Raw genomic sequence first — 26,260 nt, 5'->3', positions numbered from 1 at the left:
GGTCTAACCGGCGCTATGTCCAGCAACACGTCGCGCATTGACCGAGTCGTGTTCCGCTTCGTACTGCCTACGCAATTCACGCCAGCGCTCATACTGTGCGGCCTTGGCCGGATCAGGATCAATCTCGTTCTTCAGCCAAAAGGCAAACCAGTCGACGTTGCCCTGCTCAGACATGTATTGATCAGCGGGCCGTGCCACTTGGTGGCTCGCAAGAGGGAGACTGATCATTTCTACCGGCCGGTGATGCCGCTTCAGTAACGCATACATGTCCCAGAATTCAGGCACATGGGTTCCCAGATGCTCGAGGCGTAACGGCGTGCGAATCTTGTCCAAATGAAATGCAGGGGAGCGCTTTATCCATTTCTGGATTCCATCGCCCCAAAATCCGGCACCGATCATCTGGTATTTATTCTCGAAATCCGCCATACCCGCAGGGTAGGGGAGTCCAAAGTCAACGACATAGGCAAAAGGCGTCGCCTGGACTGAATCTGCAATCGTTGCGGCAGCGATGGGGTACTTTGAAAAGGTGAGTGCATACTGTACGTGCATGCCCGCCCTGCTGAATCCAATGAGACCCACGCGGGTTCGGTCAATGAGGCCGCGCTTACTTAGCGCGTCAATTGCCCCCTCCATCTTGGCGACGAACCGAGGATTCTCCGAGTCTCGGTCGTAACGCCAAGGCAAGCCTTTTGAGTCGCTTGGAGGCGGCGACAACGCATTCGAGGGCATTTGAAGAACAACAATGCCCCTGTTTGCCAGAGCACGCGCAGCGTAGGCCGTAGGCATGTCCTGTGGACCATCCACCAGGAATTCCTTCGGAAAGAATCCGTAGGTCTGCAGCACCACTGGGTAACGATGGCCCGAGCGGAAGCCCGGCGGCAAGATCAGGCCGCCGCGATAGCGCCTGCCCATTCGGTCCTGCCACTCGAAGATCTCGCCGTGGCCCAGCGTCAGTGCTCGAAGCTGCGGGTTGAGATCGGTAATGACGCCCGTCATTCGCGTCTCTCGGTCCAGCGCCACGATTTGGGGTGGTGTGTTCAGATCCTCTTCAATTCGCAGTTCCAACCGGCGCGGCGCCCAGTGCGCTAACAAAGGGGATATCTCTACCCACTGGTGCCCGCGTTTTCGATAGCACTGGACTTGCGGCGGAGCATTGCCCTTGTCACGCCACTTGATGCGTATGTCTCCTCCTGGCAACCAACGGACGCTGCTGATCGACGACACGCGATCGCTTATACGTGCGTACTTGCCAGACGGCACGTCGACCTCGACCACGGCCGGCGCCGCCCCGCGTCGCGTCCGCTCTTGTCCCTGCGATATGTCCAGCGGCAAATACGTGGTCGCCAGTACAACCCGTTTGCTGTCCGGCGACCACGTTACGTGATCAGTTCCGAAGCCCGCATCACTAGGCCCAGGCGCATCAAGAAATGGCCTTACTGTGGCATGGGTAATGTCAACTAGGAAATATTGCTTGGCTCCGAACGCACGTGGCACTGAGGCCGTCGTCGGAACCAACGCATCGAGGGCTGCCTTGAGCTGCCACGAATGCGGCGTCGTTTGGGGATAACATAAATCATCATCACTGCACAGAATGTCTCGAATAAAGGTGTATCCAGCCCACGACGATGGAATGGACCGAGCCGTCGCGAGGACGATCGCCCAGAGGCCGTCTGGCGAGATCGAAATCTCATCGGGGAGAGGGGAGTCGCCATATGGGTGCGCCACCCAGTTGAGGCCAGTGTCGAGGCGCACGGGTCTACTGAAGCCGGGCTTTTCCAAGAAGAATGCCAAATCATATATAAGAGCATTCCGAGGGTCGGTGATCGTCAGATTGGAAATAATCGTCGGGCCGACGACGTAGCCCTGACGGTTTCTCTTCCGCCAGTCGGGAAAGACAGGGGCGGAGTAGACCAACGTTCGCTTCCATGTGTCATAGGCAAATATACCGCCTGGCGCGTTGGTGAGTTTTTTTAACGCGTGTGTACGTAGATCAAACGCATAGACCTGCCCAGCCGCTTTCCCGCCGGTTCTTCCGATGAATGTGAGTGTGTCGTTGTCCCGCCATCGGACGCCGTCGATGGGACTCCTTCCAGACGACGTACGAAAGTCGGCGAGCACTTCACGCAAGGGTCGTTTCCTGGGCGGGCTGGCATTCACAAAGGCGAGGACATCCGCCGTCTTGAAGAGCACCAGTTGATCTTCTACTTGATCGGTGGCGAGGTGACCCCGTCGCAGGACCACCACGAACTTTTCGCCATCGGGAGATCGCCTGAATTCCCGCGATGCGTAGCTGTAGAACGGCGCCGGATCCACAATCTTCGTCATCTCGATGGCATCGATGACGGTAAATGGCCGTTCGTGAGCGGATGCCGCCGCTAGAGGACAATTTATCACGCGCATCAAGACAAGGAGGCACGCACCGATTCTCCCGCTCATCCGACCGATGCTTCCTTCGCCTGTGGTCTCGGCGACCCACTTGAAGCTTGCCGCGCTCAAGGCGGCGAGCACAACCGTCACGATGGTCGCAACAAACCCGAACAGCTCCTGCATCACAGAAACTGCTTTGTGACGGCGACCCCCAAAAAGCGCCCAACGGAGGAATAGTTCAGAGAGTCATACGGTGGAAGGTATGGGACGGAATTGCGGATGCCGGCGGGCTGCTTATTCAAGAAATTCAGCGCCGACAGTCGGACCTCGAAGTCTCGAAAGAATCCGCTGCTCGCGGGTGATCGAATCTGCGCGACGGCATCGAATGTCGTGAAAGAACCCACCCACTCCACGGGCGGGTAGCGATTGTCCCACTCACCACCAACGTAGTTCACGGTACCCGTCAGCGTCAGATTGGCTCGCTGCCATGTCGTGCTCGCTCGTGCGTGCCAGTGCGGCGGGTAGAAGATAAACCCAGCCTCTTGGAGTATGGGCTGTCCGGCGCTGAGCTGATGTTCGCTCTCCAAATAGCTCGCCGAGCCCGCAATGTCTAACTGGCTCCTCGCACCCACGTCCATGTAGTAGTTTCCGGTGAGATCGACTCCTTGAGCGTGGTCACGGGCTACGTTGCGCAGCGTGTCATCGATAATGGCGGAAACGTTGGCTGGATCGAAGGCAACCGTCGTCCCAGTTTCATTGTCAAGGCCGCCCGGAACTTCCGCGATAGCGTCGAGTACTTGCTGAGCGGTGGGGTTGTAGGTAATGAATTGATTGAAGATCGGATTGCCGAGCCCCGAGTTGGCACTGGCGGACAGAGGGTCGGCTACTCGACCAACGTACCGAACCTCGAAATACGTAGCCTCCAGATCTAGCCCCTCGATGATGCTTGGGTGAAAGTCGATGGAGGTTGTCCATGTCGTTGCGCGCTCCGGCTGAAGCGGGGTTAAGCTGCGGCCGCTGATGACGAGTACCGGTCCACTCCCAGGCGGCGGAGGGTCATAGTCTGCTGCTGGGGAGAGCGTGGCAAGCGGTGCCTGATTGTTTTGGTAGAGCGTAGGGGCTTTGAATGACTTGCCCCAGGTTGCCCGCAAAGTGACATCCGTGGTCGGCTCGAAGATCAGCCCGAGCTTCGGTGTGGTGACGTTCCATAGCCCGGTGTACTTCTCGTAACGAGCCGCCGCATTGAAGGTGAGAGAGCGGAGCAGGCGGAGATTTTCCCCCGGGCTCACGAATGGGACTGACAACTCTGCGTAACCGAAATAGACGTCTTCGCCATCCGCGGCGTCCAGGGGCGTGGTAGTAGTGCCACTGATCGTCTCGACTTCATACTCATTGAGCCCGGGTGAACGATAGCCACCGCCCACAGCGAGGCGCGTCTCGCCTCCGGATGTGGAGAACAGAGGTCCCTCCGCATCGAGTTCGGTAGAGTTCAATGTGTTGTCGTAGGTGAGGAGCGCTCGAAAATACTGGGCGCCTTGCACAAAAAACTGGGCGTTGTACGTCATATGGTTGCGCGCGTATGTCCCACTCAGTGACGTCTGCCATCCACTAGGAAGCTGATAGTGCAAACTCGGCGTCACCTCGTAGGACTCAACCCGTGGATGACTGTATAGACCATAGAAAAATACGTTGGCGGTTGTGCTGAAGGCATTTTGCTGTACCGAAGTGCGATCATTGATGTAAGCGTCCAAATCCAGTTCGAGTCCATCAGTGAGGCGTTGATGGCCCGCGAGGACCGCGCTGTGCTGTTCCTGTCCCGGCACCAGGGAATCCGTACCATTCAACGACTGAGTGTAGGGCCGCTCGCTTGCATTGATCGCCGTATACCGGCTGTAATCCAGCGCGATGATCATTCCCCCTGATGCCCATTTATCGCCGGTCGTTACGCCGTATTGCTGTTGCTGATTACCGCCATCGGTCGATCCGCCGTACTTGGCTGTCGCCTCGACACCTTGAAAGTCTCGCCGGAGAATGACGTTCGCCACACCGGCCACGGCGTCGGATCCATATACCGCTGAGGCGCCGTCGGTCACCACCTCAACACGCTCGATGGCGGCTATTGGGATCGCCGAGATATCGACTCCTGAGTCGATCGCGTCGTAAGCGACGCGATGGCCGTTGATTAGCGTCAGGGTTGCGTCCGGCCCGAGACCTCTCAAATTCAGAGCCGAAGAGTTATCCAAATTGTTCCATCCGCCTTGATCACCGCCACCCGCAACGCCAGGATTGTCACCGCCGCTGAAGTTTTGGGGGAGGCTTCGGATCGCATCGCCGAGATCGGCGTAGCCGCTACGCGCCATGTCCTCCCGAGTCAGGGTAGTCACCGGTGACGCCGGCGGCGCGCCACGGATTCGTGATCCCGTGACACTTACTTCTTCGAGTTCGACAGCTTTCGCGCTTTGGTCTTCGGGTTTCTCCGGCCCCTGCTGCGCCTCCTCTGCAGGAGCGTCTTGTGTCTGCGTATCGCCACTCGAACCGCGAGCATTGGACATCGGTGATCCGGAATGCCGAGCCGGATTGGCTCCCGTCCTACTGATGACTACGCGTGATCCGGTTACTGTGAATTCAAGGCCCGATCCACGCAGAAGCGCTCTCAGTCCCTCGTCGATCGTGAAGGTGCCCTTGAGGGCAGGACTGGTCTTGCCAGCCACCAAATCAGGCGAAAAAAGCAGATCGACGCCACTGGCCAGCGAGAAATCGCGCAGAGCCTGATCCAATGGCTCCGAGGCGATTCGATACTCGTGCGTCGCCGATTGGGCTGTCGCGACATCAATAAGCAATACGCCGCTGCATGCCAGGGCCGCAGCAAAGCGAATCATGAGCGAAATCGTGCGCTTCATCTGTTCTCCCCCACCGGCTCCATCGAGCCCGTGCTTGTGGTTCTGTCGAGAAGGAAGAACGCACGCGATGCAAAACACCCCCAGAGGAAATCGAAAATAGTCTTGTCGTCGCTACCGCGTTCCGTCGTCCGCCCGGCGCACCAGTCCCAAGCTCCCGTCGGCATGCGTGACCGCCCGTACCGGAAAAGACGATTCCAGCGTCGCAACGAAGCTCGCCACGTTGCCGGCTCGAACGACGCCGCTCACGCGGATGTTCCGCACAGAGGGATCATCGATGGCGATCGGTGCGGGCAGGTATCGATTCGCCTCGTCGACCGCAACCGCGAGCGGCGTGGCATCGAAAATGAGCTGTCGATTGATCCAGGCGCTGGCGCGAGCGAGATTCACCGTCTCGATACGATGCTCGCCGCCGACGGTATCCAGGGAAAATCGTTCCCCCGCGGTGAGTAGCGTTGGCGCAGGCACTGCGCCGAGTAAGGGTGCGGAGGTGATCTGGACTTTTCCCTCGACGAGGGTGACAGCGATGTGCTGCGGTGAGACCCGGACGTCGAATACGGTGCCCACTGCACGTACTTGAGCAGAGTCCGCATCGACGATGAAGGGGCGCGTGGCATCTTTGGCGACCTGAAAGCGGGCCTCGCCGCGGGTCAAGCGGACCAAGCGCAGATGCGAGGCCAGCTTCACCGTTACTTCTGAACGCGTATTCAAGGTGATGACTGATCCGTCGGCCAGTCTCAGCGTCCTCAGCTGCCCCGACGATGTCGTGAATGTGCCAGCACGGATGCCGCCAATATCGCTGACCAGGTAGGCACTCATGGTCAAGAGCACGAGCGCGGCGGCCAGGCTCGTGCGCCATCGCGTCCAGAGCCGCTTGTTTTTGCCCTCTTGTCGCTCGCTGACCAAGGGGCGTGCGGTGATGTCCGGGCCGGCCGCACGCCACGCTTTTTCAACGCGGGCGTACGCCTCGGCATGACGCACATCTTGCTTCAGCCACTGCGCGAAACGATCTTCGTCACCGAGTGTGCGCTGATCCGAGTGGGTACGCACAAACCAGGCAATGGCCTCTTCGTTGACCGTATCGGTCGGTTCCTGACGCATGGCCGTCATCCTTCGATCTCATCAAGGTGTTGCACGAGGAATCGCAGCGCGGCGGCCATGTGCTTTTCCACCGTGCTCATCGTGATGCCGAGGGCTTGGGCAATCTCCGTATAGGTCAGTCCATCGATCCGCTGCATGGTGAATACCTGTCTCGCACGTGGCGTCAGCCGTTCCATGAGTTGCGAGACCCGCTGTACCCGTTCCCGAGCGTCGCAAACCCGCTCGGCGGACGGTGCTTCCCTCAACGCCTCGTCCTCCTGGGGCTGATCGCCTCGCATGCGTATGCGGTCCCGGCGCAGCTGATCGAGCAGCACGCTCCGTGCGGTCAGGAAGATGTAGGCTGGACGGGTTTGGGGAATGAGCTGGCGCTGGCGGGCCAACCGCACCAGCACGTCCTGGGCCAGATCCTCCGCGTCTGCACGGCTGCGCAAGCGACGTTCAAAGAAACGTCTGAGCGGCTCGCGGTAGCGCCCCACGAGCGCGTCCGCCTCCGACTGGCCCGCTACCTCGATGACGGCCGAAACGTCCGCCACCCCGTGCTTATTTCCCACCGCGCCCTCTCGAACTGCCTGTGCGCCCGCCGCTCGCCCATCGGCGAGGGGCGGAGCAACCGCTTATCGTTATAAACGACCGACGCCGGAATTTCCCCCAGAGAGAATCGGGGTTAAGGGCGACGACGGGGCTTCGCTCCCCCCCCTTTGGCGTGCCGAATCCGCCGCTACCGGTCTCGCTTAGGCTTGCGCTGCGGCTAATGCCGCGCGAGTGGCGCGCGTGAGAGCACGATTTCGCCGTTCTGGCGCGTGGCGCGCACCGGCCAGCCGTGTTCGAGAACCAAGATCAGTCCGTCCTGGTCGCCGGTGCGAAAGGTGCCGCTGATCCGGATGCCCGCCAGCGCCGGGTCTGCTAAACGCACCGGCGTGGTCGAATAGCGATTCATTTCCGCAACCAGCCGCGCCAGCGGCCAGTCGCTCACCTGAAGGCTGCCCTGGGTCCACGCGCTCGCCGCCGCGAGGTCCACCGGACTGAGCGACCATTCGCGCCCGGTGCGGTCAAAGCGCAGCCGCTGCCCGGGTGACAGGATGGGCTGCGTGGCGCCGGTGGCCCCCTGGACGACGACAGAGCCTTTCAGCAGCGTCACGGTGGCCATGGCCCCCTCCACCTGCACATCGAACTCCGTCCCCGTGGCGGTCACCGTACCGCCGGCAGCGCGCACGACGAACGGCCATTGCCGATCGTGCGCCACTTGGAATTGAGCCCTGCCCCGCGACAGGTCGATGAGCCGCCGACTTCCGGTGAAGCGGGCCACCAGATCGGTGTGGGTGTCGAGCACGATCGCCGTCCCGTCCGGCAGCGCGATACGCCGCCGCTCCCCCACCTGGGTCTGGTAATGCATCGCAGGTGCAGCGGGACCCGGCAGCATGCGGAACGTCAGGAACACCAAGGCCGCGGCGCCGCCCACGAGGGGTATGGCCCAGCGCCAGAGATGCCCCCACCGTGGTACCCACCATGGTGCCTTGTCGCGCACGGCTACGCGCAGCGCAGCGGCGATGAATGGATCGTCTCCCAGCTCCGCGCTGAGCTGCCAGATGCTCTGCGCCTCCCGGAACGCGGCCTCGTGCGTCGGATCGGCCGCACGCCAGCGTGCGCAGGCTGCCCGTTCTTCGTCCGTGCAGTCCGGCTCCCGGAGCCGCACGAACCAGCGCTCGGCTTGGATTTCCATCTCGGGGACCTCGGGGTGACTCATGCCTCATCTTCCTGATACGTGCCCGGCGAGGCCGCCCCGAACCTTCGGCGAATGTGTGCGAGCGCATTGGCCAGGTGCTTCTCAACCATCCGCACCGAAATCCCGCAATGCGTGGCCACTTGACTGCTGGTCATACCGCGCAGACGCGTCAGCAGATAGACCTGCCGGCACTTGGGTGGCAGCGCCAAGATCGCCTCTCGCAACAACACGCGCTGCTGTGCGGCGGCGGCGGCCTCTTCGGCGCTCGGCTGATCGGATTCAATGTTTACATCATCCAGCGAAATGTGCTGTTGCACGCAGTGCGTGCGCGCCCTGCGCGACTGATCGTTCACCACGTTGATAGCGATGCGATACAGCATGGCTTTCCATGCTGACGGCGGATAAGTGTCGCGATAGCGCGTTAAGCGTGTGAAGCTCTCCTGCGCGGCATCCTCGGCATCCTCGTTCGTGCGGCTGCGCCGCCGCAGAAAGCCCACTAGAGCATCGTACTGCGCACGAAAGAAAGCATCGTACGCATCGAGGCGACTGCCCTCCTCGACTGCGGCGGCAACCGCCGGTTTTGGGGGCGCATCATGCAAAGCAACGTCACGCCGATTATCCATGAACTGTTAGCCGCCCGAAGAAAATAAGCACCGCCTGTATTCGCGTGTATCGCTTCAGTCATATTACATGTTATCCGCCAATATCGATGTTATCTCACCCTAAACATGCCGTTTCTCGGCACTTAATAGCCATCGACGAAAAAACGTTCGGTATTGGGCACGTGCGCGCGTATCAGGACAGTTTGGCGATGATTTACGCGCCGCAGAAATTAATGTCGCTTTTTTAAAACGGCAGGTTCGGGTTTCATCCCTCCATTGCGTAACACGGAGTGACAACCGCGCTTATCCAACGAACAAAGAAGATTGCGCGGTCTCATGCCACGGGAGGGGAGCCCATGCACACCAACGAAACCGTACACCACGCCTGTCAGACCGGAACTCAGAAGATTACTCGCCGCGAACGAACCTATCCGAAAACGCTCCTGGCGAGCGCCGTGTTCGGTGCCCTGTTCGCTCTTACCCAACCAACCATCACCTCAGCACAGACCAGCACACAGATGCTGAGTTTGAACCTGCCAGCAGGCCCTTTGGATCAGGCCCTCAATCATCTGGCCGTGCAAAGCAAACTGACGATTTCCTATTCGCCGGGCCTCGTAAAAGGCAAGACGACGCACAGCCTGTCCGGCACGCACACACCCGCCGACGCGCTACGCATTCTGCTTACAGGCACAGGACTGACTTTTGACGAACTGAATACAACGACTTTCGTGCTGCGAGCGGCGCCCGTGCCGTCGCCACCCAACAATAAAGGTCCGACTTCTCGGGTGAAATCCGCACCGCAAAAGGAGCCCATTAACTTGACGAGCGTTGTTGTCACAGGCACGCGAATCAGGGGCGAACAGCCATCCTCACCGGTGCGGACGATCACTCAGGACGATATGCGATTGGCAGGTGACAACAATCTCGGCGACGTAATCCGATCGATACCACAGAACTTCAGCGGTGGGCAGAACCCCGGCGTACTCACGGGCGCCGGCGGAGATATCGCCAACCAGAACATCACAGGCGGCTCCAGCTTAAACCTCAGGGGACTCGGGCCAGATGCGACCTTGACTTTGCTCGACGGCGCACGACTACCCTACGACGGTTTTACCCAAGCCACCGATGTCGCGGTGATCCCTATCGCTGCGATCGATCGCATGGACGTGCTGCTGGACGGAGCCAGCGCCATCTACGGTTCGGACGCGGTAGGCGGCGTAGCCAACATTATTTTAAAGCGCGATTACAACGGCGCGGAAATTACGGCACGAACCGGCGGCGCGACCGACGGCGGCTATGACCAGACGCAAGTCTCGCTAGTCGCAGGCAACACTTGGGCGACAGGCGGACTCCTGGTCGCCGCAGAGACCACGGACAACGGCAACGTACTCGCAAGCCAACGCGACTATCTAGGCTACATCGCGCATTCGGATCTGTTGACAATCTATCCCAAAACGTCGCAGAACGGCGTACTCATAAGTGGGCATCAAGACCTCAGCCCCTGGTCTGAGCTGACGCTGGATGCCTTCTTGACGAAGCGATCGACGGATACTGCCGCCCTGAGTTCGTCATCAGCACTATCCGACTACGATGTGGACGGCAGAATCTATGGAATCTCCCCATCGCTGCGGATTACGTTGCCGCATGACTGGTCGGCACGAGTGGACGCATTCAGTGGGGAAGATGACGCGGACGCACAAAGTCTCAACTATTCACTCACCACGGGGGATCAGACATCCGTAGCACGTACAAGGTACGGCAATCGAACGCAATCCGCCGACGTCGAATTTGAGGGCCCTCTATTTGCGCTCCCCGGTGGCGACGCGCGGATGTCGCTTGGCGGAGGCTGGCGCAAATCCGATTACGATCAGTTCGACCTTATCGAGCAGACTCCCTCGATCGAAGGATCGCAGGCCGTCCGCTATGCCTACGATGAGCTCTATTTCCCGCTCATCGGCGAAAGCCAAGACATACCTTTCGTCCATAGCCTCTCTCTTAACGGCGCACTTCGCTACGACGACTACAACAGCTTCGGAGGCACTACCACGCCAAAACTCGGGATACTCTGGACCGTTACGCCTAGTGTCGATATCAGGGCAAGTTGGGGAAAAAGCTTCAAGGCGCCGACACTCACTCAACTATATCAGGCTCAAAGCGCGACGCTCTTTACTGCCTCCGCGGTCGGAGTCTCCGGTGTTCCGAGTAGCGCCACCGTATTGATGACTTCCGGCGGAAACCCGAACCTCGGCCCCGAGCGCGCGAACGTTGCAACTGCAGGTCTGGTAATTCGACCCTCATTCCTCCCGGGCGCCACCATCGATCTAGGGGCGTTCGATATCGACTACCGCGAGCGCGTAGTTAATCCATTCAACACGTTCGTCCAGCTCGTTCAAGCGCTAAACGATCCCGCCTACGCCAACTTTGTTGCACACAACCCCACTACAAGTCAGCAGGCCACCATTCTAAAGTCAGCCATCTTCACCAACACTACAGGTGCCGCGTATGACCCGAAAAGCGTTATCGCGGTCATCGACGACCGGTACTTAAATGCTCAATCGCAGCACGTTCGTGGCATCGACCTTGACATAGAATATTCCACGCCGGGGCTTGGGGGCATGTGGAACGTCAACACCCGAGCAAGTTTAATCACCAAAGGCGAACGGCAACTTGTTGGGGTGTCCGATATCGAAGATACCACGGGAGTGGTGTCGTTCCCGCCGAAGTTCAAAGGTCAATTCGGAGCGAGTTGGTCGCGATCAAATTTCAGCGTCTCCTCGATCGTCAACTATCTAGGCGGCGTGCGTAATACGCTGCTGACGCCCAGCCCACTCGGCGCCTCCATGACGACGGTTGATTTGGTATTCGACTATGCGGCAACGCCGAATCTCCTCGATGGCTTCGGCTTTAACCTGTCCTTGACGAATATGTTCAATCGGCGCCCGCCGTTCCTCGCGCCCATCCAACCCTTTTACGTCAACTACGACTCGACAAACTACTCCGCTCTGGGTCGTGTCGTAAGTTTCTCAATCACGAAGCACTTCTGAGTACCGAGGATATCTCATGGGAACAACATTCCCCAGCGAGCGCGGAGCGCTTCGCCTTGCACGTCCGCACTTCAGACATCATTACGTATACATGCTAATCATCATGGCATTTCTCGCCTGTGGTATCACGAGTGTCGCAATGGCGGCGGACAAGCGCCTACTCACCGTGCGTGACGCCATTCAAACAACCCGATTCATGGTTTCAGACCAACATGCCACCAGTATCGCCCTGTCTCCCGATGGTCGGCACTACGCGGCAATGCTGATACGAGGCGACATTGCGCGCGATGGCGTCGAAGCTGAGATTATTGCAGGCGGCCTGGATTCGCTGAAGGCAGCTAGGCCGTACACCGTGGCTCGGCTATTTACGCGCGGGCTGGGCGCTACGATTCTCGGAAATGGGGCAGGGCCCGATCTTCTGCTCCCTATGAGAAACTTCCCGGTATGGATCGATAACCAGCGCGTCGCCTTTCTTTGGGAAGATAACAGAGGCGTGCATCAAGTGGCTTGCGCGAACATCAATACCAAGAAATGGGGATTTCTGACGGCATCGAACAATGATGTGACGTGGTTTGCTGCAGGCCCACGAAACACGCTGATCTACGAGACGAAGCGCAAATACTCGCTGGCTAAATCCAATCAAATGTGGCGCACTGGGTTCGCCGTCACCAACCAAGACGCTTACTCGGTATTGATCGGCGCGGTAGACGGCGAGACTGCACAGGAAATCGCATGGGGAGCTCGTGAGTGGTTCGTGCAGCGCGGCGCCTCGACACCCCCCCACGCCAGAAAAGTCAGTGCAACAGATCGAGGCATCAACTACTACTCGCGCCCTTGGCTTGCGCGACCAGTCGTATCACCTGATGGCAGCATGGCAGTCGTCTCTGGGGCAGTGCGGACGATCCCACAGACATGGAGCCGTTATGAGGGAGATCTGTTGAGACGGTATGTCCAGAGTTCAGAGCATAAGAGTAGCGCTAATGCACCGTCACCGATCCAAGAGTTCTTTCTTGTTTCGATCGACAAAGCAGCCGCGCGTCCACTGTTTGATGCGCCTCTGCCGTTCAGCACGGCGGTCAGTTGGTCCCCAGACAGTCGTTCGATCATCGCGTGGCCCGTGTATCTGCCACTCGGCTCGCGAGACAAGAATGGGCTGGCGGGTAATGCCGTCGCACAGATCAATGTTTCGACAGGTAAGTACCTGAAACTACCAATTCCTGGCGCAGACGCGAAAAGGATCGAGCGGGTGTTGTGGACCGACGCCAACACCATCGAGATTGACCTCGACGATGAACATATCAAGCGCCTGACGCTTCAGAAGCACGCGGGACAATGGGTGCAGATAGCCGGGAAACGCCTGGTTCGCCTTGATGCACGCATTCGAGTGGACCTTCGCCAAGATGCGAACACCCCTCCTGCGCTTTATGCGACAGACACTCTCACCGGTCAGAAAGAGATGGTGTTCGATCCCAACCCTGATCTCAAAACGAAGTTCTCTTTAGGGAAAGTAAAGTTCATCCAGTGGAAGGATGATCTGGGGTATACCCGAGAGGGACGGCTCTTTCTGCCCGTGGACTATCAACCCAATCATCGGTATCCCCTGGTCATTCAAACTGCCAGTGGGGATCGACACGAAGACTTTTCGCTGTACGGACGAGGCACGCCAGGCGCTACTCTCGGTCCCGGTGGGCCTGTATATTTAGCACAGCCACTGGCAAACCAGGGCATTGTCGTCCTGGAGATCGGAACTCCGCCCGCGGAGTACCCCTCATCAGAGGCGGACGCGCGGATGCGAGGATACACGTCTGCCATTGAGTATCTTTACTCTATTGGGCTAATCGATCGCGACGACGTCGGTATCGTGGGCTATAGCCGTAACGGCTGGCACGTCGAATACGCCTTAGCCTTTTCGGGATTCCCGTTCGCAGCCGCGATCGCGGATGACAACATTGATTCGGGGTACTTCGAGGCCGCCATGATGGGCTGGGCAAATGCAGAGCACCGTAATGGCAAGGAACCCTTCGGGGCAGGCTTAAAGGACTGGCTTGAGCACGCACCGACCTTCAACGTCGAGCACATTCGTACTCCGTTACTCCTGATGGTGACGGACTCGTTTGCAGGAAAGGAGGCACCGCTGGCGATGCAATGGGAGATGTTTAGCCGTCTGAGACACTTGAAGAAGCCTGTCGAACTTTACGTTATCCCGAATATCGAGCGCGGTAGTCATAATCCACAAAATCCCGCTCAGCTATTGGCGCTGCAGGGGCGTACGATGGATTGGTGGCTCTACTGGCTGAAGGACGAGCGCGATCCGAGCCCATTGAAGCGGCAGCAATATGCTGCATGGGACAGGTTACGCGTTTTGAGAGAGGAGGATGCAAAGCGCCCTGCACCGCCGTACCTTCAGTGGACCGCAGAGCCGAAGCATTGCGCGGGTGTCAAGTCCTGCTGATACGCTGGTCATGCCGCCGCGCTTGATGCGCAGTTAGCCCATTTGTGAGCCCATAATTCGATGTCTAGGTAGTGCAGAATCACCGGCAAATCCGCGGCGGCTTTTGTCGGCGTATTGGAGAGCGCGCGTTCGATCGCAGGGCGATCCAGAATGCCCTCCCGGACGAGTGTGCCATCTAACAGCAAAGTGCGGAGGAAAGGTAGGTTCCGTGCCACGAGTTCCTCATTCACATTCGCGCCACGGTCCTTCCATTGGCGCTGCAGGATTTCCTTCGGAACTTCCGCCGTGAACGCGTCACGCGCCAGCCCGCGATCGCGTCCACCCAGAAAGTGCACATAAAGGGGAATGCGTAGACAAAGCTCCACTGCGGGTTGTGAATACAGCGGATGCACGAGATTGACTTGGCATTCGTCCGACGCGGAAAATGGGTCATAGAACTCGGGTTCAGTCAGCAGCATCCCCAGCCTATATATAAGCCCCCAGGGCACACCGACTTCGTCCTGAAACCAAGGATGAGGATAGTGGTCATAAGCAAGGGCTGTTCGTCGGGCTTTACGGGACGCCATTTGACCAAGCTTTTCGAACAATCGCGCGTTGTCCCGGAGATGGGTCCCGAAGACGTGTCTTCGCAGGGCGTCAACGAATACGCGCAGGGTTGTCTTATCTCGGATAGCGGCAATTTGTGCGGCCAGTTTAATCGTGCGGGCATCGATTCCATGGCTTTGGATCAATTCATCTATGGCTCTGCCAATCGATAAGCTCCCGAAGCCCGAGTCACCCCCCTCGCCAGTGAATATTGCGGCGACTGCGCGACTACGCACCACTTCGCGTTCAATTCTGGACGACAGATAGTACGAGATGAGCGCCGCTGGTGCAGGCGTCGGCGCGGCGTCGAGCAACGGTTCCAGCCCGACATGCCCAGCGTCCACCGCAACCTCGACGAGTTCCGCTCTGGCGTGGCGCGCCGCCAATCGTGCCCAGCGACGGGGGTCGGCGCTCGCGTTGCTCCCGTAGTAGGTCAAACAGGTCACCCCGCCATTCCTGATGGACCGCTCCCCACCGAGGCAGCCTACGACAATGGACGAGTCCAGGCCGCCCGATAATCGCACTAGGATGCTCTGGTAACAGGCAGCCCACGAGCGGACACAATGCCACACGGTACGTCGGAGAAATTTTGCAGCAAGTTGCGTGTCCTCTAGGAGTTGAGGTGTTCGCGCAAATGCGGACGGCTTCCAATAGAGCTGCCGACGGGCCACCCTGTTCGATATCGAATCGATTCCAATGCATTCGCCGCGCGCGATCCGGTCAAGCTCGTTTAACGATCGGCTCTCGCCATTTGTCCAGCCACCAATAACGTAGTCGGTAACGTAAAGCCAGTTGACCGTGAAACGCACGAGGTTGAAGGCTAGGCAATCCTCGATGCATGAGAAGATGACATGTACGCCGCGATGTTCTATGCGCATGCAAGGTAGCGACCCCGTTGGGTCCTTGACAATCCATATTCGGCTGCGTGCTCTATCCATCAGGAAGGCGACGTAATTTCCCCAATAAGCCTCTATCAGTCGCCGGCCTTGCGTTTCCACGATGCATCGAGACTCAGCTTCATCGAAACTCGCTTGAGGCGCGGGTGTATCTCCGTCGGCGTCGATGCACCGTTTAAACACAGTGCCAAGGACAACACCACTTTCGCGTCCGAGTGAATACACATCCAGTGAGCCGTGGCACGCATCAGCACAAAATACAGCGACTCCATCAGATTCATGTACCGGCTGCCAACCTTTAGACGTCGTGGCGATTCGACCGGATAGCGCCCGGACAGTGGCGATCTGCGCCTGGTTCCGGGCCTCCCAAACGAGTGCGAGATAGCGAAACATGCCCTTCACACCGCCAGAATCGGGGTAAAGTCGCAAACCTTTTCGGGCGTTGAATCGAGTACACGCTCTTGCATCTGTACCCAACTATGCGCCCTCCAGGGACGAAGTCTCACGCCAATGATCCAGGTGGGAAACACGCCGTAGCGAGCCAAGAATTTGAGTAGCGCGAGCGAATGAGTCAGGCATTCTCCATTCGCTGTCATTGCAAGCGGCCGAAGGATTCGGAACGTGGAGACTAAAGGCACCAAGTCACTATCTCTTGGCATGGGAGCAGGACGTTCGCGTGAAGGGCGCATCATCGTTACTTCGCGGGATATCTCGTCCAACGAACAACGACGCACGTGGCTTCGTGCCCACCAATAGGCCCGAAAAAAGGTGGCGACCTGTGCCATGCTCGTGCGGTCTCTGCGGAAGGTCTCTTCGCCTATCGAAGACAATGGTGTGGCGACCTGGACTTCAGGCAAACGCCGCAAGGGTTCAGTCGCACAAAGTAGCCCAGACTTTAAGAGCGCAGCGATATACCTGCTGATAGCCTCGCCTGCCGTTCGATGATCATGGAACATCGGCCTGTCAGCGGTAACTGGCCAATTGGCAACGAATGTAGACAGCGCTATCGACTCTACATGACCCAGCCCGTAATAGCGGTTCTTCTTCAAGTCCAGCAGAACGGCTCCCTCAAGCCTGGTGCAGGCAACCACATGCTCCGGGAGCCAGTATCTATGAGAGTGGTTCTCTGGATTGATCAACGCACTACTTCTTTGTGCGGTTATGACTTCGGACCGGAACGATTCGACCACGAGTGCTGCTTTTCGCACTACCTGGTATATGGTTAGCGACTCCGTAACCTTATTGCCGCCGAGATGCGCGGCTTCCGCCGCGCATCTCGGACAGCTCACCGGGCCTTCTTAGAGTGCTTCCAGCCCGCGCTCGATTGGATTGTCGTCGCCTCCGGTACCGACATCTCTCGTTTCGATGGCGGCATCGCCGAGGTCAACGAGCTTCAGGTCTTCGTCGCGTTCCATAATGAACTCCTTCTGCTGTGGATTTAACGGATACTCTCACCGGTGAGGGTTGATACCGTGCGGCGGCACATGTGCGTCGTCAAGGGTGCGGATGCTGGGAAAATGCGCGAAACATGTGCTTCCGAGCACACGTCTGTGTCATCTCAGTTCGATTTATGTCACGCAAGCCGAGCGTGTGCGTAGACGTGGCAGGAGAGCGCGAACGGTCTGGCGAGCATTATGGTCAACGCACCGCGTTATTATCGCTTTTGGCTGATGGGAACAGCGATGTGCGGGTGACAGACTTGAGACATTCGCATGATGCGCATCAAAGATGCGAAGCTGCCGTTGGTTCGGCGTTACGACTCGCGTATTGTGTACTTGCATAGGGGTTGCGGCGTGTCGGGCAAAGCATTCAGGATCGTGCCGGACACATCGTCAACGATCAAAACAAGGGCTCGCGCTACAGTGGAGTGACGTGGGAAAGTTGGAGGGAAAGGAGATCTGAGATGTCGCGAATGGGTCGCGTACATATTCCTCAGAGCATCAATTTTGTCGTTCTTCAGGCCGAGACGGGACAGGCCATCTTCGCCAACGATGCCGAGTTCCGGCATTTGCTTCATCTCATCGGAAGAAGCGCACAGCGCTGTCGTTCGTATGTCCACGCGTTCTGCTGTTGCCCGCAGCAAGTCAGGCTAGCGATCGCCATCACGGATGTGCCCTTGGCCCGATGCATCCAGCGGATCGCGACCGGGCAGTCCCGATATGTGCATCGTCAGCGGGGCGAGTCGGGCCATCTTTTTCGAGAGCGCTATCGTGCCGTGGTTCTGCGGCGGCGCGAATGGCTGCCTGCGCTCGTACGCAGCATCCATCGCTGTCCTCGCGAGTGGGGACTGACGCAAGACTGGGCGACGTATCCCTGGAGCAGTCATCGCGCTTATGCGAGCGGTCGCCGGATGAACGGATTGCGCACCGGAATGGTGCTTCGGATGCTGACGAGCATGCGCTCCGAGCAGCGCGAGATGTACCGCCGTTTCACCGAAGCCGACGACGGCGACGCGATCGTGCCAGAGAGACTGCGCTCGCCGTTCGGCAGCAATGCCACGGCCAGGCAGTGGCTCGCCGGCTGCGCTTCGTGGTCGGTACCACTTCAGTGTGTGACCTTGGACGATACGATCGAGGCTGTCACACAGGTGGTGGGCATCAGTCGCACAGCGCTGCTCTCGCGCGCTCGGGCGCCGCTTCTGACGGTCGCTCGTGCCCTGGTCACGCGCTACGCGATACGCGCAGGCATCGCGCCGCTTGCCGAAGTGGAGCGTGCGCTCGGACGCCGACGATCCGTGCTGTACCACGCGATCGCGCGCTATGAACCCGCCCGCCCGGAGTTATTCAGACGCATGTTGGAGCAGTTGAATACGGCGACCATTGAGGGCGCGCGTCATCGCAACGAATCACGGTTGAAGAACAACTACTGCGTCCCGCCGCCTCGGGGACGGCCTTCCGCCGGCCCGACGACAGTCGAACACCGTCGTCCGACCACCAGCGTGAAATCTTTGGTTCGGAGCGCTTCCCGTGGTCGAGCCACGCGGTGACCCTATTGGCGGGGGAGGAGATGCTACCGCCGGGCAGGCATTGCGCGAAACAGTGCGGCTGCTATGGGAGATGGACCCATACGCCAAGCGCCGGCTGGGTCTCGCCCTTGTTCTGGTGGGTGTGGCCGCCGTACTCAATGGCTTGGCACCAGTCGTACTGAGGGGCGTCGTCGACGGCCTCACCCCCTCCGCCCACGATGTACGGCTGCCACTATTCGCACTGGTGGGGATCTACGCCCTCGCTACATGGCTGACGCGGATCGCTTCTCAGTTGCGCGAATTCGTGTTCGGCAGCGCCCAGCGGCGCATGTATCGCAGCCTGAGCGAGCGGCTGTTCGCCCACGTCATCCGCCTGCCGATGCGGTTTCATCTGCAAACGAAGGTCGGTGCGGTAAGCGAAGCGCTCACGACAGGGCTGCAGGGCATTGAGTACATCTTGCAATACACGCTCTACACGATCCTGCCGGTGCTGTTGGAACTGGCTACCGTCGTGACGGTGCTACTGCATTTGGGCCAACCGGTGTTTACGGGTCTGTTCGTGCTGGCGTTGATCGGTTATGCGGCGGTGTTCGCCTGGGGCGTCGTACGCATCGCCGGTCCTGCGCGCGCCGCCGCAGCGGCGCAGACGGATGCCCGCGGCGTGATGCTCGACTACGTGGCCAACCTCGAATTGGTCAAGTATTTCGGCGCCGAGTCGATGGCCGGGAAACAGCTCGATGCTGTGCTCGCGCATGGCGAATCGCACTGGCGCATCTATTACGCCCGCCGCTTGTACAACGGCTTGCTGGTCGGGACGATCTTCGCAGGATTTCTTGGGCTCACCGTCGCATACGCGTGCCGGCAAGTACGGTCCGGGGCGATGACGCTGGGGGATTTCGTGATGGTCAGCGCCTACCTGCTGCAACTCGTGCGGCCGGTGGAGATGTTGGGCGTGGCCTTGCAGCAGCTTGCGCGTGGACTGGCCTTTGTCGAGCGCATGCTGGATTTGGGGCGGCAGACGCCGGAATCGCAGGAAGGCAAGGCCACACCGGTGGCCGATCGGTGTGGCGAACTCGTGTTCGAGCGCGTGTGTCTCAGTTACTGCGTGGGACAGCCGGTGCTCAAGGACATCAGCTTCCGCGTGCGCGCCGGTCAGACCCTGGGAATCGTGGGCGCCAGTGGTACCGGGAAGTCCACCTTGCTGCGCCTCGCGGTCCGGTTGGTCGAGCCCGATGCCGGCAAGATCCTGCTCGATGGCTGTCCCGTTTGCGACTTGGCGCTGCCGGCGCTGCGTGGTGCGATCGCGGTGGTCCCGCAGGAAACCGTGTTGCTCAACGACACGATCGCCAACAACATCCGCCTGGGCAAGCCCGACTGCACGCGCGCGGAAATGGAACGGGCGGCCCACCTAGCGCAGTTGCACGCCTTCATCATGCGCCAGCCGGAAGGCTATGAGACACGCGTGGGCGAGCGCGGCGTCCGGCTATCCGGTGGCGAACGCCAGCGCGTGTCGATCGCCCGCGCGATTCTGCGGCGGCCCCGACTGTTCTGGTTCGACGAGGCGACGTCCTCCCTGGATGTGATGACCGAGCAGCACATCGTGCGCAATCTGCGCCAGATCGCGCAGCAGCATACGACCGTGGTGGTCTCGCACCGACTGTCGTCCGTGGCCCACGCCGAGGAGATCATCGTGCTGCAGCAGGGAAGCATCGCCGAGCGCGGCACACATGCGGCGCTCCTGGCATCCGGTGGCCTCTACGCCCGCCTATGGCGCCGACAGCACCATGCGGACATCGCTCTATTTGAGCGTGTGCCCCCACGATAGGCCCTCGCCGCTGCAGTGACGCAGATGCGACATTCCCATGTGAAGGGGAGTATCTACGGTGTAATGCTGACGACGAACGTGCGGCGTCCGTTGTTTCCGGAGCCGTCCGATCGGCCGCTCTTCGAGGCGATTCTCACCCGGGCACTCGAACGCTATCGCGCCCGGTTACATGCTTACGCCTGGCTGGAGCAGCAGGCGCATCTGGTGGTTCAGGTGCACGAGACACCGATCGGACGGATTGTGCAACAGACGGTCGGTCCCTACTCGCGCGCCGTTAGCCGTCGTTACGGCCGGCCAGGACATCACTTCGGCCGAGCCTACCGGGCCATCCTGCTCAAACGAACCGAATATCTGCCAGAACTGGTCCGGTACATCCATCTGGCGCCGGTGATGGCCGGGAAGGTCGCGGATCCATGCGAGTACGCGGGGAGCAGCCATCGCGCCTACCTCGGCTTATGCGAGACACGCTGGCTGACCACCCTGCTCGTCTATACGCAATTGGCACAGCGGGGATTCGCCGGAACGGAGGGTTACCGCCGCTTCATCGCGCAGGGTGTGACTCTGGGTATTGCCGAAGCGCGTTCGGGCGGTTACGGGACGCCCCAGGCCGCGTTCTGCCGCTGGCTGCGGCAGGTGGAGTCGGGACGCCCCACGCTTGAGCAGATCATTGACGCCGTGTGCCGGCGCCTGGGTCTGGTGCCACGGGATCTGCAATCGTCCGGCCGACCAGCCCTGCCTTTGGCCCGAGCCCTGATTACCTGGCATGCCACGCAGGGCGGTGGTTTTTCGCTGGCGGCCGTGGCCCGGCGGCTGGACCGCAGCCCCTCGACGCTGCATGCGGCGATGCGCCGCCATCGTGCCCTGCGACCGCGCCTTTTCCAAATACCATTAGCGCAACTGATCGACGATCCCCAGCGCGAGAGCGCGGAGCGCGAAGAGTGATCATAGCCTGCCGGTTAGCAACCGCCATGACCCCGCTTTAAGTCTAGTTCCACCGCGAGAGCCAAGCTTCGGTGCACAAATACCAATAGAGAAGTCCCACAGGGGTGCGAATCCGTGTGGGTTCACCTGACAGCACCTCTTCGAGGGCGGAGCGATCCAACAGACCACGCGAAGTAAGCTGTCCATCGAGGAGATAGGCGCGCGCGAAAGCAGCGTTACGCATAAAGGTTGCTTTTTGGTACTCCTCGACGCCCCCTTTCGTGCGTCGGGTCGCGATCTGCAGGGGAAGGTCCTTTAGGAAAGCGCGGCGCGCAATAGCTCGATCCCAGCCGCCCTCAATAAGAATGAAGGTGGGGATTCGCAGGCACAACTCGACGATCGGTTGTGAGTTCAAGGGCGCGAACTGTTCCGGATCGTCCTCTTGCCCCAGTGGGTCGTAAAAGGGCTGAAGATCAACAAGCGTGGAGGAGTAGATGTGCCACGCCTTGCCAGGTGGGGTGCCCATATCTACCCGGAACCAGGGATGTACGAATCGGTCGTCGTCAGCTGTCTCCAGCGCGGCGTCCCTGGGTAGACACCCGTATCCGATAGCCAGCTGTTGCCGTGGATCGACTCCCGCAGGTGCCCGCGACTTGTGAGCGATGGCATGCCTGAGTACACGCCAGACCGAGAGACCCTCGATACGTGCCGTGTCCAGTGACGCGCGGAACAGCGGGCCCCCTATGCCGTTTTGCTGGGCACAATCGATCGCGGCGAGCATGTGGGTGGGCTCGGAGTGAAATAGCGTATCCCCCCATTCCCCAGACCATATTGCCGCAGTCTGCTGCTGTCGCGCGAAGCACGACTCATAACGACCGTAGTCGCTCGAATATCGTAAGTGAAGCGGGTGGGGATGAGGGACAAGCTCTCTGATTCGCTCAAGATTCGTCTCTACGTCACGGGCATGCTCGGCGAGTTCGTACCCCGCTTGCTTAGCAACAAGGCGAGCATACTCGCGTTCGTCCGAATCGGGGCCGGGGGAAAAGTGGGTGAGGCACATTACGCGCGGATGTGTCGGTGCGCTTGCCAGACACATCGCTACGATCGAAGAATCAATCCCACCGGAGAGACGGTGCGCGATCCCGTCATAACACGACGCCCAAGCGTGGATACACCTCTGTACGGTTTGGCGAAGGTCAGCGGCTGCCTGCGCGGGGTCGTCGTATATTTCCCTTTGCGCAACCTCAAAAGGGTTCCAGTAAAACTGGCGCGTGAGTCCGAGAGGTCCTCGGGCCACGCACTCGCCTCCGTGTACGGGGACCACTTCATTAAGTCCGGTCCCATTCAGCCTCTCATTTACATTTGCTGCTAACTGTACGCGGACATAGTCCCAATTCACGGTGAATCTGGCACCGAGGTGCATGCAGTCACGGATATAGGAGAAATACACATCAACCCCGGCGATGATCGTGAGGAAGCACGGCAGCGAGCTTGTCGGATCCCGGATCACGCGCACCGAACGATGGTCTCTCAGGAATGCGACGTAACGACCCCAGTAATTGGTGATGATGCCGCGTCCGCCGTTAGCGAGGATGCCCTGACTTGCCTCTGAATCGAGTCTGCGCGCCGGCGCGCGGTACTGTTCGTCTGCATGTCTCTTAAAGAGCTTTCCGAGAATGACACCTTGATCGTTGTCAAGCAGGTAGTGCTCGCTGGATCTCTCTCGAGTATCCGTCCAATGAACGGCAAGCCCGTCACATGTCAGCGCGTGACTCTGGGGGCCGTATTGATAGAACATCTGACGAGATAGTCGGCGAGCCGTCGCCGCCTGCTCCTGATCAGTGCCATCCCAGGCGAATGCGATAAATCGGAACATCGATCATGCCACCATGATTGGCGTGAACTGGCCAACGTGCTCTGGTGTGTCGTTCAGCACGAGGTTGCCGTGCTGAACCCAGGAATGAGCTGCGAACGGACGTGCTGTGACGCCGAAGACCCACAAGGGGTAGATGTCATAGCACGCGAGGTATTCGACCAGCACCAATGAGTCAAAAAGGCAACGATTCGAAGAGGTATAGACGAACGGGCGGATTAATCGGAATCTATGAACGTGCTTTCGAAGGAGGTCTACCTTCGGCTCCTCGATCGTAAGCGCGTGACGTTTGCGCACGTGTTCTATGAACTGAGGTAGTCGCCTGTGAGTTAAGAAATGGGAAGCACGCCCATACGCCAACAGAAATGCCGCCAGATCCACAATTCGAACTTGCGGTGGTCGAACGGCGGGCCCATCCAGAAGGGTATGAAGCAGCGAGGTGCCAAGTAGTGCCGTCTGCGGGCGAGCAACTCGAACAGGCGCGGCACTCTTGCCGGACGATGGCTGGGTGGCAAGTAACCCTTTTCTGCGGAGCGCTTGCAGCGCCGATTCGCTAACATCTTGCTCATCTGCGGTGGCCGCGGAATGGGATCCGGGTAGTCGAGGCCACCCCTCGATGAGTCCTACCAACGCTCGCGTCTGCGTCTTTGAAACGGCAAAATAGCTGTCGCGGCGGAGGTCAAGGATGACAGCGTGGCCGTCCGTTACGCAGACGTAGGCGTGCTCGACTAGAAAATTGCGCGCCACGGGAAGCACCTCGATCGCAGGGGGTGTGCGGCTGGGCCGCACACCCGTTCTGGCTTCAAACGGATCAATTAGGCGGCCGTTACGCCCTGGGCCTTAAAAAGGGTACCTCCATCGCTGGGGTTCGATGTCACGCTGCCCTGGGTGTCCTCGGACACGGTGCCCAACACCAGCAGTTCTTCACAGTTCGCGTTCATAGCGTTACCTCCAGTCTTGCAACGTGTTACTTGGTGGGTTGGATGCCAGCGTCGCGATCGCTTGGCGAGCGCATCTACTAACGCAAGTGACCGCGTGTCAATACATGCCATTCGTTGGAGTTTCTCGTCATCACCGGAATCGCCCGCAGAGCACGCCACGCCTGCCTTTCCGGCGTCCACGAGCGTGTGGTGTCTTACCCTGTAGTATTGGAAAGAAGCCAGGACTTTAGCGCTCGACGCTTGGTGTCCGAGCATGGAAAGCATGGAATCATGCATCGACCATCAGATGCGCTGTGGAATCCGATCACCACAGAGTAATCGCACAAGAGCTTTTTCTTCCGCGATCGTTGGCCTTCATCGGAATCGCGGTGATCGCACGCAGCGGAGTAGCGATCACAAAGACAACTGCCGTCGGAGTCTGTCAGTTGATGCCCCCTAGAACTCGCTCATCCGCGTATGCACTGTTCGCTTTGGCCTGTTGCATGGCATCGACTGAAGCTCGATAGAAGCCAGCGACACCAGCCTGATTGGTCGAAGTGAAGCCGGTAATGTGCAAGCGGATCACTTGGGAGTCGGCGGCGGTCTGATAAGGAAGACCGTATTGGCCAGCTGTTTTCGCGTATCCGCACAGATCAGGGAGAAACCTCGTCGGTGTCCGCTGTCGCGCTGCGCGGTCACGGATGCAGGGAGGTTGATTGTCATGGTAGGCCAGGGCGAGTCGGGATTGCTCATGTTCACCATCCAGCCACCAAGAATGAGTCTTAGGCTTGGTCTGCGTTCGATACGGCCGAGCTAAGGAGACGGTCAGGTGCCAAAAAAGAGACGTAGGCATCAGAAACGGAGCGGAGGAGGGGGTATAGCCGCCACAGGATGTAAGGAAACAAGGGGGAACAAGGGCGATGGCGCGTCCAGCAAGGGTGCATGTTCCACACGGACTCTACTACATCGAGTTGAAGGGCAATGGCGGGGACGCGATCTTCAACGATGTTGACGATTACGACGAGTTCGGCTCCTGTGTGGCGACGTCTTTACGGCGCAATCGCTGTCGCTTGCACGCGTTCTGTTGGTTAGAAAACAGAGCCCTCATGGCCGTAGAGATCACAGACGTGCGCATCGGCCGTTTCGTGCAGCACATGACCGGCCAGTATGCGAGGTATCTGCACGGCAAACAGCAACGAACCGGCCACCTGTTCGAACACCATCACCGCGCGTTGCTCGTGCAGCGTTCGCACTATCTGTTGCATCTAGTTCGCTACATCCACCGAGCACCCGTTCGCGCCGGCCTCGTTGCGTCATCCGGCGACTACATGTGGAGCGGAGACCGGGGCTATCTGCGCGAGGAGAGAATTCCATGGCTCACCACCCACGTCGCCATGGAAATGCTCGCCCACGTGCGCGGCTCGCGGACAGGCACGTATCGCGATTGGACTTCGCGGGAAGATGATCCAGAAATAGCGTGCCTATTCGAACATGGCCGCAAGGACGAACCACGCGCGGTCGGAGATGATGGCTTCATCACGGAAGTGGTCGGACATACTCTGACGGCACAACCGCGGGTGGTGCTGGACGACATCATCGCGTGTGTCGTCCGAAAGCAGGGAGTATCGCTTCGGTTTGTACTTTCCCGCTCGCGGCGGCGGGAGGATGTCTTGGCAAGAGCACTCATCACCTGGAAAGCGACGCAAAACGGCATCGCCACGTTGACCGAGGTCGCCGCGCGCCTGAATCGTGATCCTTCGACACTCTGGACAGCTATGGAGCGATACCGACTTTCGTGTCCAGAACTGTTTATCGATTGGAAGATTGGACCCACGTCTACTGGTCCGGGCGAGCCGTCGTCATGACGGATCGTCGGCGAACGACTTTGTCGCGAGCGAGCTTCAAGATCTGTAGCGTGGCCCCTCGGCCTGACACCGAGCGTATATGGCGTCGAAGTCTCCGAGGCGTGCAGTAATTCGAAGAATGCTCGGGCGAGCGGCGCGGATTCAAGCGTTATCAAAAGGGTGCTCCTTCGCCCCTGGTCTCCGGCCACACCAGGCGTTGCCCGGTCGGCTGGCTAACGATCACC

Annotated in this window: 17 protein-coding genes; 6 read left to right on the top strand and 11 right to left on the bottom strand. The window is 59.4% G+C overall.

Annotated elements, in window-relative coordinates:
* Window positions 1-3: 3 nt before the first annotated feature.
* The 6 genes from AC4HNJ_RS10220 to AC4HNJ_RS10195 form a co-directional block, all read right to left on the bottom strand.
* Entirely contained in the window at window positions 4-2,550 is a 2,547-nt protein-coding gene (locus tag AC4HNJ_RS10220; RefSeq protein WP_490479465.1) for a hypothetical protein, read from the bottom strand.
* On the bottom strand, window positions 2,550-5,267 hold the full coding sequence (locus tag AC4HNJ_RS10215) for a TonB-dependent receptor domain-containing protein (protein WP_490479464.1): 2,718 nt from the start codon (window positions 5,265-5,267) through the stop codon (window positions 2,550-2,552). The genes AC4HNJ_RS10220 and AC4HNJ_RS10215 overlap by 1 nt, the downstream gene beginning before the upstream one ends.
* 111 nt (window positions 5,268-5,378) lie before the next feature.
* Window positions 5,379-6,365 (bottom strand): FecR family protein, encoded by a 987-nt coding sequence (locus tag AC4HNJ_RS10210; protein WP_490479463.1) that lies wholly within the window; start codon window positions 6,363-6,365, stop codon window positions 5,379-5,381.
* Between the two features lie 5 nt (window positions 6,366-6,370).
* Window positions 6,371-6,916: an RNA polymerase sigma factor gene (locus AC4HNJ_RS10205; protein ID WP_490479462.1), complete on the bottom strand. Its 546-nt coding sequence runs from the start codon at window positions 6,914-6,916 to the stop codon at window positions 6,371-6,373.
* 197 nt (window positions 6,917-7,113) lie between these two features.
* Window positions 7,114-8,109, bottom strand: coding sequence for a FecR family protein (locus AC4HNJ_RS10200; RefSeq protein ID WP_490479461.1), 996 nt, complete (start codon window positions 8,107-8,109; stop codon window positions 7,114-7,116).
* The gene (locus AC4HNJ_RS10195; protein ID WP_490479460.1) at window positions 8,106-8,711 is read right to left on the bottom strand and encodes an RNA polymerase sigma factor; all 606 of its coding nucleotides are present in this window, start codon (window positions 8,709-8,711) and stop codon (window positions 8,106-8,108) included. The genes AC4HNJ_RS10200 and AC4HNJ_RS10195 overlap by 4 nt, the downstream gene beginning before the upstream one ends.
* A gap of 335 nt (window positions 8,712-9,046) precedes the next feature.
* Between AC4HNJ_RS10195 and AC4HNJ_RS10190 the strand changes: the two genes are divergently transcribed.
* Window positions 9,047-11,734, top strand: a complete 2,688-nt coding sequence (locus AC4HNJ_RS10190) for a TonB-dependent receptor domain-containing protein (RefSeq protein WP_490479459.1) — start codon at window positions 9,047-9,049, stop codon at window positions 11,732-11,734.
* Window positions 11,735-11,750: 16 nt separating this feature from the next.
* A complete protein-coding gene (locus tag AC4HNJ_RS10185) occupies window positions 11,751-14,186 on the top strand; it encodes an alpha/beta hydrolase family protein (protein WP_490479458.1) in 2,436 nt (811 codons plus the stop codon).
* 8 nt (window positions 14,187-14,194) lie between these two features.
* Here the strand turns inward: AC4HNJ_RS10185 and AC4HNJ_RS10180 are convergent, their stop codons facing one another.
* Together AC4HNJ_RS10180 and AC4HNJ_RS10175 are read right to left on the bottom strand one after the other, a co-directional pair.
* Entirely contained in the window at window positions 14,195-16,060 is a 1,866-nt protein-coding gene (locus AC4HNJ_RS10180; RefSeq protein ID WP_490479457.1) for an asparagine synthase-related protein, read from the bottom strand.
* 5 nt (window positions 16,061-16,065) lie between these two features.
* Window positions 16,066-16,452, bottom strand: coding sequence for a lasso peptide biosynthesis B2 protein (locus AC4HNJ_RS10175; RefSeq protein ID WP_490479695.1), 387 nt, complete (start codon window positions 16,450-16,452; stop codon window positions 16,066-16,068).
* 1,118 nt (window positions 16,453-17,570) lie between these two features.
* Between AC4HNJ_RS10175 and AC4HNJ_RS10170 the strand changes: the two genes are divergently transcribed.
* From AC4HNJ_RS10170 to AC4HNJ_RS10160, 3 genes are read left to right on the top strand one after another with little or no spacing between them, the layout of a single operon-like run.
* Complete coding sequence (locus tag AC4HNJ_RS10170; RefSeq protein WP_490479456.1) at window positions 17,571-18,653, top strand: transposase; 1,083 nt, start codon at window positions 17,571-17,573, stop codon at window positions 18,651-18,653.
* A complete protein-coding gene (locus tag AC4HNJ_RS10165; protein ID WP_490479455.1) occupies window positions 18,634-20,457 on the top strand; it encodes an ATP-binding cassette domain-containing protein in 1,824 nt (607 codons plus the stop codon). Before AC4HNJ_RS10170 ends, AC4HNJ_RS10165 begins: the two co-directional genes overlap by 20 nt.
* A 24-nt stretch (window positions 20,458-20,481) precedes the next feature.
* Window positions 20,482-21,399: a transposase gene (locus AC4HNJ_RS10160; protein WP_490479454.1), complete on the top strand. Its 918-nt coding sequence runs from the start codon at window positions 20,482-20,484 to the stop codon at window positions 21,397-21,399.
* Window positions 21,400-21,442: 43 nt separating this feature from the next.
* Here AC4HNJ_RS10160 and AC4HNJ_RS10155 read toward each other — a convergent pair whose 3' ends face one another.
* From AC4HNJ_RS10155 to AC4HNJ_RS10145, 3 genes are all read right to left on the bottom strand, one after another.
* On the bottom strand, window positions 21,443-23,254 hold the full coding sequence (locus AC4HNJ_RS10155; protein WP_490479453.1) for an asparagine synthase-related protein: 1,812 nt from the start codon (window positions 23,252-23,254) through the stop codon (window positions 21,443-21,445).
* 3 nt (window positions 23,255-23,257) lie between these two features.
* A complete protein-coding gene (locus AC4HNJ_RS10150) occupies window positions 23,258-23,998 on the bottom strand; it encodes a lasso peptide biosynthesis B2 protein (protein ID WP_490479452.1) in 741 nt (246 codons plus the stop codon).
* A gap of 68 nt (window positions 23,999-24,066) precedes the next feature.
* Complete coding sequence (locus AC4HNJ_RS10145; RefSeq protein ID WP_490479451.1) at window positions 24,067-24,192, bottom strand: hypothetical protein; 126 nt, start codon at window positions 24,190-24,192, stop codon at window positions 24,067-24,069.
* An 899-nt stretch (window positions 24,193-25,091) separates the two neighbouring features.
* Between AC4HNJ_RS10145 and AC4HNJ_RS10140 the strand changes: the two genes are divergently transcribed.
* The gene (locus AC4HNJ_RS10140; RefSeq protein WP_490479450.1) at window positions 25,092-26,036 is read left to right on the top strand and encodes a transposase; all 945 of its coding nucleotides are present in this window, start codon (window positions 25,092-25,094) and stop codon (window positions 26,034-26,036) included.
* Window positions 26,037-26,260: the final 224 nt, after the last annotated feature.

This window comes from Dyella sp. SYSU CM1112 (assembly GCF_058216415.1).
Note: the sequence above shows the minus strand (reverse complement) of the source record. Positions and strands in the feature narration are given on the sequence as shown.